12 protein-coding genes are annotated in these 13,016 nt (G+C 55.7%); 4 read left to right on the top strand and 8 right to left on the bottom strand.

The window, feature by feature from the left end; translation table 11 throughout:
• Nucleotides 1-53: 53 nt before the first annotated feature.
• The gene (locus tag QO008_RS04950; RefSeq protein WP_232006480.1) at nt 54-1,688 is read right to left on the bottom strand and encodes a DEAD/DEAH box helicase; all 1,635 of its coding nucleotides are present in this window, start codon (nt 1,686-1,688) and stop codon (nt 54-56) included.
• Nucleotides 1,689-1,962: 274 nt separating this feature from the next.
• Between QO008_RS04950 and QO008_RS04945 the strand changes: the two genes are divergently transcribed.
• The 4 genes from QO008_RS04945 (at nt 1,963) to QO008_RS04930 (ending at nt 5,764) form a co-directional block, all read left to right on the top strand.
• On the top strand, nt 1,963-3,069 hold the full coding sequence (locus QO008_RS04945; RefSeq protein ID WP_307384856.1) for a 5-bromo-4-chloroindolyl phosphate hydrolysis family protein: 1,107 nt from the start codon (nt 1,963-1,965) through the stop codon (nt 3,067-3,069).
• Nucleotides 3,070-3,145: 76 nt separating this feature from the next.
• Nucleotides 3,146-4,282, top strand: a complete 1,137-nt coding sequence (locus QO008_RS04940) for a 5-bromo-4-chloroindolyl phosphate hydrolysis family protein (RefSeq protein ID WP_307384854.1) — start codon at nt 3,146-3,148, stop codon at nt 4,280-4,282.
• Nucleotides 4,279-5,394: a toxic anion resistance protein gene (locus QO008_RS04935; protein ID WP_307384851.1), complete on the top strand. Its 1,116-nt coding sequence runs from the start codon at nt 4,279-4,281 to the stop codon at nt 5,392-5,394. The genes QO008_RS04940 and QO008_RS04935 overlap by 4 nt, the downstream gene beginning before the upstream one ends.
• 184 nt (nt 5,395-5,578) lie before the next feature.
• Complete coding sequence (locus QO008_RS04930; protein ID WP_307384849.1) at nt 5,579-5,764, top strand: hypothetical protein; 186 nt, start codon at nt 5,579-5,581, stop codon at nt 5,762-5,764.
• Between the two features lie 58 nt (nt 5,765-5,822).
• Here QO008_RS04930 and QO008_RS04925 read toward each other — a convergent pair whose 3' ends face one another.
• The 7 genes from QO008_RS04925 to QO008_RS04895 form a co-directional block, all read right to left on the bottom strand.
• Complete coding sequence (locus QO008_RS04925; RefSeq protein ID WP_307384847.1) at nt 5,823-6,296, bottom strand: hypothetical protein; 474 nt, start codon at nt 6,294-6,296, stop codon at nt 5,823-5,825.
• A 163-nt stretch (nt 6,297-6,459) separates the two neighbouring features.
• Nucleotides 6,460-7,860 carry an alanine/glycine:cation symporter family protein gene (locus QO008_RS04920; protein WP_126464591.1) on the bottom strand — a complete coding sequence of 467 codons (1,401 nt, stop codon included), beginning with the start codon at nt 7,858-7,860 and terminating at the stop codon, nt 6,460-6,462.
• 207 nt (nt 7,861-8,067) lie between these two features.
• On the bottom strand, nt 8,068-8,565 hold the full coding sequence (locus tag QO008_RS04915; protein WP_307384844.1) for an NUDIX domain-containing protein: 498 nt from the start codon (nt 8,563-8,565) through the stop codon (nt 8,068-8,070).
• A gap of 36 nt (nt 8,566-8,601) precedes the next feature.
• Nucleotides 8,602-9,219 (bottom strand): V-type ATP synthase subunit D, encoded by a 618-nt coding sequence (locus QO008_RS04910; RefSeq protein WP_307384843.1) that lies wholly within the window; start codon nt 9,217-9,219, stop codon nt 8,602-8,604.
• Between the two features lie 9 nt (nt 9,220-9,228).
• A complete protein-coding gene (locus QO008_RS04905) occupies nt 9,229-10,596 on the bottom strand; it encodes a V-type ATP synthase subunit B (RefSeq protein ID WP_307384842.1) in 1,368 nt (455 codons plus the stop codon).
• A 4-nt stretch (nt 10,597-10,600) separates the two neighbouring features.
• A complete protein-coding gene (locus tag QO008_RS04900; RefSeq protein WP_307384841.1) occupies nt 10,601-12,388 on the bottom strand; it encodes a V-type ATP synthase subunit A in 1,788 nt (595 codons plus the stop codon).
• Entirely contained in the window at nt 12,381-13,007 is a 627-nt protein-coding gene (locus tag QO008_RS04895) for a hypothetical protein (protein ID WP_307384839.1), read from the bottom strand. The genes QO008_RS04900 and QO008_RS04895 overlap by 8 nt, the downstream gene beginning before the upstream one ends.
• Nucleotides 13,008-13,016: the final 9 nt, after the last annotated feature.

The following is a 13,016-nucleotide window of genomic DNA, read 5'->3' as shown; positions in this document are numbered from 1 at the left end:
TCTTTTTATTGTATCACAGATCGCAAAACGCCCCCGCAAAACGAGGGCGTCTTTTAGTCGCGGTAGAACCGCGCGTGTATTTTTTTGCCGCGCACCTTGACGCTCGCCAACTGGCGAATGGCGTCCTTGGCGACTTCCTTCGGCAGCTCCACCACCGTGTGGCGGTCGCGGATCAGGATATTGCCCACGACGTCCTTGGGGATCGTCGTGTCGTTTTTGAAGATCGCGAGAATCACCTTGGGATTGATCCCCTGCTTTCTTCCCTTGTCCAGATAGATATTGGCGTAAGCGCCGTTTTGCTTCGCCTTCTTCTTGTCCTTTTTGCCTTTCTTGTCCTTGCGCAGGCCCCGGGCGCGGAACTTCTTGCCGTAGTCCACCTGTTCCAGCGCGTCGTGCTTTTTGCCCTGCCCCGCGTCGTCGAGGAGCTTCATGAGGGCGGCGCAGATTTCCACCGCGCCGTATTCCATGGCGAGAAGCGCGTCGACCATCGGCTTATAGAGAGCGATGTCCCCGTCTTCTTCCAAGGCGGCGGCGATGCGGCCCTGCAGATTTTCGCGAGAGCGAGTGTCCATCTCTTCCATGGTGGGAAGCGCCATATAGCGCAGATCCGCCTTGGTGTAGCGGACGATGTCTTCCATCTTATAGATGTCGCGGCCGACGACGAACGAAAAGGACAGGCCCTTTCTGCCGGCGCGGGCGGTTCTTCCGATCCGGTGTACGTAGTACTCCTCGTCCTGGGGCAGGTCGTAGTTGACGACCATATCCACATCGCCCACGTCGATCCCCCGCGCCGCCACGTCGGTGGCGACGAGCATATCGATGCTGGACTGGCGGAAGCGGCGCATGACCGCATCGCGCTGTCCCTGTTTCAGATCGCCGTGCAGGCCGTCGACGGAGTATCCCCGCGATGCCATCTCGGTCACCAGCTCGTCCACCCGTTTTTTGGTGTTACAGAAGACGATGGTGAGTTTGGGATCGTAGATGTCCACCAGGCGGCTTAAGATCTCGGGCTTCATGGCGCCGGTCATCTCGAGATAGTATTGCTCGATATTTTCTACCGTCAGTTGCTTGTGGCGAATGCGGATAATCTCGGGATCCCGCTGAAAGCGGGCGGAGAAATCCATAATTTCCTTCTCCATGGTGGCGGAGAAGAAACAGGTTTGGCGCGTCTCGGGCGTCTCGTCGAGGATCGTCTGCATATCGTCCCGAAAGCCCATGTCGAACATCTCGTCGGCCTCGTCCAAGACCGCCACCTTCAGCCCCGAGAAGTCGAGGGTGCGCCGGCGCATATGGTCCATCACCCGGCCCGGCGTACCCACTACGATCTGCACGCCCTTTTTTAAGGCGCGGATCTGCCGATCGATGGCGGTGCCGCCGTAGACCGGCAGAATGTGAATTTCTTTCTTGTATTTTCCGAGCTTGGCGAGTTCGTTGGCCACCTGCAGGCACAACTCCCTGGTGGGACAGAGGACCAGTCCCTGTACGACCTTCTCCCCGGTGACCCGCTCCAATAGGGGCACACCGTATGCCGCCGTCTTTCCCGTTCCCGTCTGTGCCTGGGCGATGACATCGAGTCCCGCAAGTAAGGGTTCCATGCTCTGTGCCTGAATCGGCGAGGCTTCCTCAAAACCCATATCCTCGATGCCCCGTAAGACCTCTTGGGATAGGGCAAACGCATTAAATTTCAATACATCCTCCTAATTTTCATTTCATAAAAAAAGTAGTCGCAAGGACTACCCGTTTCGCACGCGGCGATACTTTGATTCCCTTCCATTATGGGGCAAAGGGGCGGAATGTGCAAGACTTTTCGAAAAGAAAGGATCGGGCAAAGACGCCGTGAAGATTCTTCAAAAACCCCGCCGCCACAGGCGGCACGCAAATGATTTTTGCCGCATTTGTGCTATGATAGAAGTATCGAGAAATCGGGCAAATTCTCAGCCCATCGCGAAGGAGACGAGCAGATTGAAGAAGAAAAATGCCATAGAAAACTATATCGACCGCGCCATCGAAGAGGACGACTTCCACGATATGGCGGAAATCATCGAAAAGAGCGTCGAAAACGCCATCCACTACTCGAAAATCGGCGCCGGCGCCGTGATGCGGGGCGTCAAAAAGGGCTTTTCGAACGAGCCGGAGCGCCTTCCCGTCAACCGCAATCCCGCCTTTGTGCACCAAAAGACGGCCGCGCCGAACACCTGGTTTTGGCTGCGAAACGGCTTCATACTGACGGCGGCGGCGTTCGCCTTTGCCACCGTATCGAATCTGGGCGATGCCATTCTTTACGGCATGCTGCATTATCTCGGCGACGCCGTCCTTTCTCTCATCACCACCGCCGCAAGCGTCGCCGGCGTGGTCTATACCCACAAGCGCATGGAACTCGCCCGGGACTTTTTCCGCATTCGCAGAGAAATCGCAGATAGCCTCGTTTTAAGCACCGAGGACATCTGCACCGCCTTAAACCGGCCCAAAAACTACGTACTCTCCCAGCTTTCGAAAATGATCCGAAAAGACTATCTGCCCCAGGCGCGCATCGTCGAAGACGGCGAGTTCCTGCTTCTCGACCGCAGCGCCTACGAGGCCTATAAGAACAACTACCGCGAAAAATCCGTTACGGTACACGAAAGCCCCCGCTCCCTCGAAGAAAATCAAGACGACCGGAGCGTCGCCATCGCAGAATACAAAGAGACGCTTGCGGATCAACTGAAACGGGCGAAGACCGAAGAGATCAAAAGCCGCATCCGTTCCCTTTTGCCGCTCTTGGAATCCATCGAGCACGCCATCTCCGGCAATCCCGATCGGATCGAAGACCTCAACAAATTCGCCGACTACTACACCCCCACCACCATCAAGTTGGTGGAACGCTACTTGCAGTTCGAATCCTCGACCGTCGCCACCGACACCATTCGCCGCGCCATGCAGGACATCCTGCGCTCCTTGGATACGGTCATCGGCGCCTATAAAAAGCTGCTCGACAGCTTATATTCCGACGATCTGCTGGAGATGCAGGCCGAGATGAATGTCATGGAAACGGTACTGCGTCAAGACGGGCTATTGGATACGACAAAATAACGACCCGATCGAAAAATATTGGTATACTATAGGTACAGAGGCCGAATCGATTGCCTACGCAAAGGAGACGTGGAGATTGAAGAAGAAAAACGCCATTGAGGACTATATCGACCGCGCCATCGACGACGAAGACTTTCGCGAGGTCGCCAATGCCATCGAAAAAAGCGTGGAAAGCGCCATACAGTACACCAAGGTCGGCGCCGGCGCCTTGATGCGGGGCGTGCGCCGGGGGTTCTCCCAAGAGCCGGAGCGCCTCTCCGTCAACCGCAACCCCGCCTTTGTGCACCAAAAGACCACCGCACCCAATACCTGGTTTTGGCTGCGAAATGTGGCGGCACTGGGTTCCGCGGGGGCCGTGCTGATGCTGTTTCTCTTTTTGTTCAGCGGCATCGGCGGCGCGGTATTCAGCCATTTGATCATGTCGCTGCTATTTGCGGCGGCCGCCGCCGTGGGCGCCCTGGTTACCGTATACAGCCACCGGCAGATGGAGTTTTCCCGGGACTTCTTTCGCATTCGCAGAGAGATCGCAGACAATCTCGTTTTGAGCACCGAGGACATCTGCACCGCCTTAAACCGGCCCAAGCGCTACGTCCTCGACCGCCTGTCGGAGATGATTCGCAGAGACTATCTGCCCCAGGCGCGCATCGTCGAAGACGGCGAGCTCCTGCTCCTCGACCAGAGCGCCTACGAGGCCTATAAGGACAACTACCGCAAGCGGTCGGTCACCGTGCACGAAAGCCCCCGCTCCCTCGAAGAAGAGACGCGGGAACAGGACGACCGCGCCGTCGCCATCCGCGGTTACAAAGAGGCGCTTGCGGATCAACTGAAACGGGCGAAGACCGAAGAGATCAAAAGCCGCATCCGTTCCCTTTTGCCGCTCTTGGAATCCATCGAGCACGCCATTTCCGGCAATCCCGATCGGATCGAGGACCTAAACAAATTCGCCGACTACTACACCCCCACCACCATCAAGCTGGTGGAGCGCTATATCCAGTTCGAATCGTCCGCCGTCGCCACCGACGCCATTCGCCGCGCCATGCAGGACATCCTACGCTCCTTGGATACGGTCATCGGCGCCTATAAAAAGCTGCTCGACAGCCTGTATTCCGACGATCTGTTGGAGATGCAGGCCGAGATGAATGTGATGGAAACGGTACTCCGCCAAGACGGACTCTTGGAAAAAGACGAGATCAGGAGGAATGAAACAGAATGAACGACGAAATCAAACTGACCTTAGACGGCGCCGATGTGCCCGTCGACGAACCCGTACTCGCGCCCGAAGCGCCGAAGAAAGAACCCAAGGTCAATCTCTCCCCGGCGGAAATGCAGCAGGTCGAGGAATTTGCAAAGACCATCGACCTCACCAACTCCTCGGTGATCCTGCAGTACGGCGTGGGCGCCCAAAAGAAGATCTCGAACTTCTCGGAAAAGACCCTAAATTCCGTACGCACCAAGGATCTGGGCGAAGTGGGCAAACTCCTCGCCGACGTGGTCACCGAGCTCAAGAGCTTTGAGGACGCCGACGAAAAGGGCATCAAGGGCTTCTTTATGCGCTCCGCCAACAAAGTCACCGCCCTAAAGGCGAACTACGACAAGGCGGAAAAAAACGTAGACGACATCGCCCGTATGCTCGAAAACCACCAAATCACCCTGATGAAAGACATTTCGCTCTTGGACCAGATGTACGACCTCAACGAGACCTATTTTAAGGAACTCTCGATGTATATCCTCGCCGGCCAGAAAAAGCTCGAGCAGGTGCGCACCAAAGACCTGCCCGCCTTAATGGCGGCATCCGAAGGGGAAGAGGGCGGCATTCAGGCGCAAAAGATCAACGATATGCAGAATATGGCGAACCGCTTCGAAAAGAAGCTCCACGACCTGGAGCTCACCCGCATGGTGAGTTTGCAAATGGCGCCGCAGATCCGCATGGTACAGGCGTCGAACACCGTGATGGCGGAAAAGATTCAGTCTACCATCGTCAACACCATTCCCATCTGGAAGAACCAAATGGTCCTCGCCCTGGGCGTGCACCACTCGAAACAGGCGGCGGAGGCGCAGAAAAAGGTCTCCGACCTCACCAACCAGCTGCTCCGCAAAAACGCCGAGACCCTGCGCACCAGCACGGTGAATGTGGCGAGAGAAAGCGAACGCGGCATTATCGACGTCGATACCATCCGCCATACCAACGAACAGCTCATAGCCGCCTTAGATGAAGTGCGCAAGATCCAGATCGAAGGGCACGAGAACCGGGAAAAGGCCGCCCGGGAACTGGAAATCCTGGAAAGCGACCTCAAAACCCGCCTCGCCAATCGCAGAGAACAATAACAAAACGACCTCGCACCATCCTATGCGAGGTCGTTTTTGTATGGCTCTGTGGCCGCTTTCCAAAACTTTGCCTTCCTTTCGCCGTTTTGTAACCCACTATTATATATATATATAATGAGGGCAGAAATCCTATCGAAAACGATTCTGATTCGGCCGATTACGTCGATCGGCGAAGGGAGGCCCCATGCTCGAACAATATCCGTCATTACTCCTTGTGATTATTCTCTTTATCTGTGTCGTCGTCGGCGTGGTGACGATATGCACCTTGCTCTACCTGATGTTTGCGGTGATCCGCGAACTGAACGAGTGCCACAAAGAGAGAATGGAGAAAGACGAACTGCGCGCGAAAGACGAGCGCTCAGGCCGTTAATCGCAGAGCAATCCATACGAAAACCCCCGCACCATACGGCGCGGGGGTTTTTTTGTATCTATTCCCATGGCGTTTGAGAAATCATCACGGTAGAAGACGGGGACGAAATCGGAAGGGCGGAACGCTCTTCTTTCGGCGTCGAAAGATACACCCATGTCGCGACGCCCGCGACCAGCACGGCGGAAGCAAGGGCCGTACCTATCACATAGCCCGCAAAGGGAATGGCGCGCTTTATATGCCCATAGATTCCGATGCCCGCCACGCCGAGAAACAGCAGGCTGAACAGTCCCGTGTTGATGCAGAAAAATATCTGAATACAATGCAGGTAGTCGTTGTTCATCAGCACCGCCAATACGGCCTCCGACGGCAAGTTGGTACGGAGCAAAAGGGTCAGTCCCAAGCTGACGGGAAATGCCACAAAGGGCAGGATGAATAGCAGTATCGGCAAGGCGTATACGAGCAACAAGATCTTTAATCCCTTTTTGTACGCGTTCTTGTCCTGAAAGTATCGGCTGTTTACGACGAAATTCATCTTCTTCTCCTCCTCGTATCGCACTGTGTTTCTGCGCACATCATACCACAATAAAAGCAATGCGACCGCCGAACAAAAAAGGCCTGCCGTTTCTTTGTCTTTGTAAACGCACCGTCACTTTTGAAAAACAAAACCCCTGCCGCGGCGGGCAGGGGCGTATTCTTTATTTCCAGTAGTCCAATTTGCTTTCGTCGAGGCCGATGTTTTTGCCCACAAAGACCGGTTCTACATTTCGTTTGCGTTGGTCTTTGTAGTCTCTTAAGGCGTCGAAGGCCTGATCCCCCAAAACGAGGATGGTGGGGATGTTGACGAGCACCATCATCGCCATCAAAAAGTCCGCGATGTTCCACGCGAGTTTCATTTCGATGCTGGATCCGATAAAGATCAGGAGGACGGCGACGATGCGATAGATCAACATAAAGGTCTTGGAGGGCATTTTGCCGTTCAGGTAGTTGAGGCAGCTGTCTACATAGTAGAGATTGCCCAAAAGGGTGGTGAAGGCAAAGAGTACCAGGGACAGGGTGATAAACACATTGCCGTAGCCGCCGAGGACGGTAGAGAGGGCCGCCTGCACATAGGGCGCGCCGGCGAGTTCTTCGGTGGCTGCCACGCCCGATGCCATCGCCATAAAGGCCGTGGCGGAGCAGATGACCAAGGTGTCCAAAAATACCGAGAACATCTGCACGAGGCCCTGTTTGACCGGGTGGGACACATCCGCCGATGCGGCGGCGTTGGGCGCAGAACCCATACCCGCTTCGTTGGAGTACAGACCCCGCTTAATGCCGTAGACCAGAGCCGAGCCGGCGAGACCGCCGAAGATGGCGTCGAAGTTAAAGGCGTCGGCGAAGATGTTTTGGAATACGGTGGGCATATAGTCGAGATTGACGAGGATCATAAAGACGCTCATGGCGACAAACAGCAGTCCCATAATGGGAACCAAGGTCGAGGTCGCCTTGATGATTCGCTTGCCGCCGCCCAGCACGCAGTAACCCGCCACCAGGGCGAGGACGCCGCCGATGTACCAGGAGGTCTTGCCGGGCACGTAAAAGTCGTAGACCTTAAAGGAATCCTGCATATTGAAGGAAGCGAGCATATTGAAGCCCACCGCGTAGGTGAGGATCAAAAATACCGCAAAGAGCACGCCGAGCTTTCTCGAACCCAGCGCGATTTCGATATAGTAGCTGGGGCCGCCGTAGCTGGTGCCGTCTTCGCCGCGGCGCTTGTAGATCTGCGCCAGGGTCGATTCGACAAAGGCCGAGGCGCTCCCGATGATGGCGATAATCCACATCCAGAATACCGCGCCGTAGCCGCCGAGGCAGATCGCCTGGGCGACGCCCACGATATTGCCGGTGCCGACCCGCGATGCGGTCGAGACCATCAGCGCCTGGAAGGAAGAAATTTCTCCCTCGCCATGGGGTTTTTCCCGGACGACCCGAAGGGATTCGCCGAGCATAGAGAGTTGTACGAGACCGGTGCGGACGGAAAAGTACAGGCCCGCGCCGAACAATACGATAATTAAAATGGGATAGTATAAATACCCGTTGATTGTCAGTAGGAGTTCCATGTTCACCTCGTCTTTTCGTTCTTCTGATTTGTTCTTTACGTTCACTATTTTATCACAGAAAACTACAATGTAAAATGAAATTTTGTATTGTAATTTATTTTCTTTGTTTTTGTCTTTTTGCGCATGAAAAATCCCCCGGTCGCGCCGGGGGATGCCTTTTCTATGCTATGTCTTTATTTTCTTGCCACGCCGCACGCACAACCGCGCCTAGGCGCCGAAGCAATCCTCGATCATGGGCAGGTATTTGCGGAGTCTTGCCGCCATGGGTTCGGCAAATTCGTTCGCCTCGAGCATGGCGTCAAGCTCGCTTTTGTCGATCCACTTGTAGTCTTCGACCTCGCTCTTTTGCAATTTGATCTTCTCGACGTTTTTTTCGAGGAGAAAGATTTTCGAGAATTTCTGCGTTTCTTTCATGGTGCCCAAAAAAAGCAGCTCTTCGCCCGTCGCCTTGACGCCGACTTCTTCGGAGAGTTCCCGAAGCGCCCCTTCGAGGGCGCTCTCTTCGCGGACGACGCTCCCTACGGTAAATTCCCACTTGTGGGGATATTCTTTGTTTTCCGCCCGCTTGGTGGCTAGGAATTTCCCCTCGGAAAAGAGGATCACGCCCGCTACCAGCACGTATTCGTCGGCCTCTAAGGGCACCGCTCTGTCTTTTAGATAGCCGCGGTATTCGAAGTTTTCGTCGTAAATTCGTCTGAGTTCCATAAACCCTCCTTATAAAAAATAGACCTCTATAGAGGTCTATTCGGATACATTGCTTTTTACCCGTTTCAGCCGGAAAAAATCTTCCCGTTCCTTTTCGGCGAGGATTTCTTCGATTTCTTTCTTCGCCTGTTCGTATTTGGGGATCTGGATTTTTTCCAGGGCGTTGGCCCGCTTTACGGTTTTTTTGATTTCTTTTGCCAATCGGTAGAGGTCGGTCTCCAATTCCGCCAGCTCGTAGATGCGCGCCCGCATCTCGTGCATTTCGATATAGGCCTGGTCGAAGGCGAAGCTGCTCTCGAAGATGCTGAAGGTGGAGGTGGGTTGAAATTCCTTGTAGTGGATTTCGGGGATCTCTACCCCCATCACGGAGCGGTAGCCGATCTTGTAGGGCTCTTCCTTGGGCATGGATTTGGACATATCGACCACCGCTTCCCAGCCCATGGTCACCGAGGCCATGGTCAGGGATTCGTAGGAATGGGCGAATTTTTCTTCGATTTCCTGTTGAATCGTCGCCGCGCGGTCGTTTAAGCGCATCATTTCGCGCATCAGCACGGCGCGCTTTTTGTCCAAAAGGCCGTACCCCTTTTTGGCAAAAGAGAGGGCGCTTTTGATTTTCATTAAATTGGCTTTGGTCGCCGTCACTTTGTTTGCCATACGATGCTCCTACAGATACTCGTTCAAGATCTTGGGATCGATCCGCACCAGGCTCTCTCTCGGCAGGATGCGGAGGAGTTCCCACGCCGCATCGAGAGTCTCTTCGATGGTCGAGGATTCGTTATAATCCTGGCCGATAAATTCGTTTTCGAAGCGGCGGCCGAATTCCATAATCTTTTGGTCGTTTTCGGAGAGCTCTTCCTCGCCGATGATCTGCGCCAGGGCGCGGATTTCGATACAGCGGGAGTATGAAGCGAAGAGCTGTGCCGATACGTCGGCGTGGTCTTTGCGGGTGTACTTCTCGCCGATCCCGTCTTTCATAAGCCGCGAGAGGGAGTTGAGAATGTCCACCGGCGGGTAGATCCCCTGCCCGTTGAGTTCCCGGCTCAGTACGATCTGCCCCTCGGTGATGTATCCCGTCAAGTCGGGGATGGGGTGGGTAATGTCGTCGGAGGGCATGGTGAGGATGGGGATCAGGGTGACGGAGCCGTCGACGCCCTTGATCATGCCCGCGCGCTCGTAAATCGCCGCCAGATCCGAGTACAAATAGCCCGGATAGCCCTTTCTCGAGGGCACTTCCTGCCGCTGGGACGAGACTTCCCGCAGGCTTTCGCCGTAGCTGGTCATATCGGTCATGATGACGAGCACGTGGCGGTGCTGTTCGAAGGCCAGGTATTCCGCCGCGGTCAGGGCGCATTTGGGGGCAATGATCCGCTCCATAATGGGGTCGTCGGCGTAATTCATATAGATGACGACTTTATCCATAACCCCGGCTTCCATAAAGCTGTCGATGAAGTATGCCGCCACCTCGCGCTTTAAGCCCATGCCGCAGAATACGACGGAAAACTCCGCGTCTTCGCCGACGATATTCGCCTGCTTGACGATCTGCGCCGCCAGCTCGTTGTGGGGAAGGCCCGAACCCGAAAAGATCGGAAGCTTTTGCCCCCGGATCAGGGTCATAACCGAGTCGATGGCGCGGATCCCGGTCTGTACGTAGTTACGGGGGTATTCCCGCGCTACGGGGTTCATGGGGCTGCCGTTGACATTGTAGAAGCGGTCGGCATAGACCGGCCCGCCCTTGTCGATGGCCCGGCCGATGCCGTTAAAGGTGCGTCCCAAAATGTCAGGCGAAAGGGGGATTTCGAAGGGCTTGCCCTCAAAGACCACCCGCAGGTTTTCGGTAGAGACGCCCATGGACTCGCCGAATACCTGTACCGTCGCCGCGTCTTCGTCGATGCCGATGACCCGGCCCACCAGTTCTTCCTTGGTGGCCGCATTGGTGATAGAGACGATCTCTCCGTAGCTGACGTGATGGAGTCCGGACAGTTGGATCAGAGAGCCCTCGACCGTATCGAGGGATAAATATTCTTTTTTCATGCTATCACTCTCCCATCTGCTCTTCCGATACGCCGTATTCGATCCGCAGCTCCCGGTAATAGTCCTGAATCTCGTTGCTCAGGCGGGTAAAGGCGTTTAAGTCGTCGTTGTCGATATTGTACTTCATATTGACCACCTTGGAAAAGAGCGCCTCGTTTTTGACCTCTTCGATCGAAACGCCCAGATCCAACACCTGATTGCCCTCTTCGTAGAGCGTGTCGATAATGCGGAGCATCTCGAACTGCTTTTCCAAGGGCACATAGGCGTCGGTGGGGTGGAAGGCGTTTTGTTGCAAAAAGCCGTCCTTGATGATTCTCGAAATCTGGAGCAAAAACCGCTCCTTGTCCGGCAGCACGTCCTCGCCGACGAGCATGACGATCTCCTGGAGCCGCGCTTCCTCGTGGAGGATCCCCAAAAACTTCTTGCGAAGGGTGGGCAGGTCCCCGTCGAGGCGATTGTCGTAGTAGTTCGAAAGCGCCTGCACATAGCCCGAGTAGCTGTTGAGCCAGTGGATGGCGGGATAGTGGCGCGAATACGCCAGGTCCTTGTCCAAGGCGAGGAAGGTGTTGACGAAGCGGCGGGTGTTTTCGGTCACCGGCTCCGAGAAGTCGCCCCCCGCCGGGGAGACCGCGCCGATGGTGGTTACCGATCCCTCGGCGCCGTTTAGGGTCTTGGCGTATCCGCTGCGCTCATAGAACGAGGCGATGCGCGAGGGCAAGTACGCGGGGTAGCCTTCTTCGGCGGGCATTTCTTCCAGACGGCCCGAGATCTCGCGCAGGGCTTCGGCCCAGCGGGAGGTGGAATCCGCCATCATGGCGACGTGGTAGCCCTGGTCGCGGAAGTACTCGGCGATGGTGATGCCGGTGTAGATCGACGCCTCGCGGGCGGCGACCGGCATATTGGATGTATTGGCGATCAAAATGGTCCGCTCCATCAGGGGCTTGCCCGTATTGGGGTCGATCAGCTCGGGGAAGTCCTCGAGTACCTCGGTCATTTCGTTCCCCCGCTCGCCGCAGCCGATATAGACGATAATGTCCGCATCGCAGTACTTGGCGATGGAGTGCTGGGTCATGGTCTTACCGGTACCGAAGCCGCCGGGGATGGCGACGGTTCCCCCTTTGGCGATGGGAAAGAACACGTCGAGTACCCGCTGGCCGGTCACCAAAAGCTGATTGGCATCGGCATATTTTTCGACGGGACGGGGGATCCGCACGGGCCATTCGTGGCTCATGGCGATCTCTTCTTTGCCCCGCTCGGTGGCGATCTTCATCACCGGCTCCACGATATTGTAGTCCCCCGCTTCGGCGATCCAAACAACCTTGCCGCGCGTCTTGGGGGGCACGAGGACCCTATGGTCGATGATCTCGCTTTCCTTTACGGTGCCGAAAATCGCGCCGCCCTCTACGACATCTCCCACCGAAACGGCGGGGACGAAGGGCCATTTCTTTTCCAGATCGAGATTCATGAGCCCGATCCCCTCGGGGATAAAGTCGCCGTAGAGATCCTTAATGCGGTTTAAGGGCCGCTCGATGCCGTCGAACATATTGCCGATCAGCCCCGGGCCCAGACGCACGGATAGGGGGCCGTCGGTCGAGACGATGTCTTCGTCGCGCTTTAGGCCCTCGGTCTCTTCGTAAACCTGTACGGTGCCCTCGTCGCCGCGGATGGCGATCACCTCGCCGATCAACTTCTTGTCCCCGACCTGCACCATCTCCCGCATGGTAAAGTCGCCCATGGGGCGGCCGATGACGACGGGGCCGTTGATCTTTGCAATTTTTCCTGCTTTAGACATAATCCAACTCCTCCCGGAACAGGCGATAGAGAAGTTTTCCGATTTCGTAGCGCTTTTCTTCGATCTTGGTATAGAGGTCGGAGTTAAAGCTGTAGGTGCGCTCGATGTCGCTGATGGTGTGCCCGCCGATGCGGTAGTCCTCGAGGACAAAGGGCTTTAGGGTAAATCCCTTTTCCTCGGCCCGGGCGAGGATTTCGTCGAGATAGCGATCGGTATCCGCCTGTACGAGGCCGATGCGAAACTCGCCCGGGGTGAGTTCGGCCAAGGAGGCGTCGATGTCTTTCATCAAATCTTCGCCGTAGGCGGGGGTGTGGGTGTATTCCCCGACGCGCGCCCGAATCGCCTCGACGAAGTCTTCCTCGAGCTGGTTCAGCTTTTTGAGCCGAAGCACGCGCTCGTCTTCCCGCGCCTTGGCGATCTGTTCGTTGCCTTGAATCCGCGCCAAATCTTCCCGTCGCTTGACGATGCGCGTCTTTTCCGCTCCGAGCACTTCCGACTTTTTCTTGAGGAGGTCTTTGCGTTCCTCCTCCCAAACTTCTTTTCGCTTGTCCAAATCAAGCATGCGCCGCTTGTATACGACGTTTTCAAAGAGCTCTAATTTATTTTCGATTTGCAGCATTGTATCACC

It is taken from the genome of Aedoeadaptatus ivorii (genome assembly GCF_030815095.1).
Taxonomy (GTDB): domain Bacteria; phylum Bacillota; class Clostridia; order Tissierellales; family Peptoniphilaceae; genus Aedoeadaptatus; species Aedoeadaptatus ivorii.
This window is presented reverse-complemented; position numbering and strand designations above follow the sequence as displayed.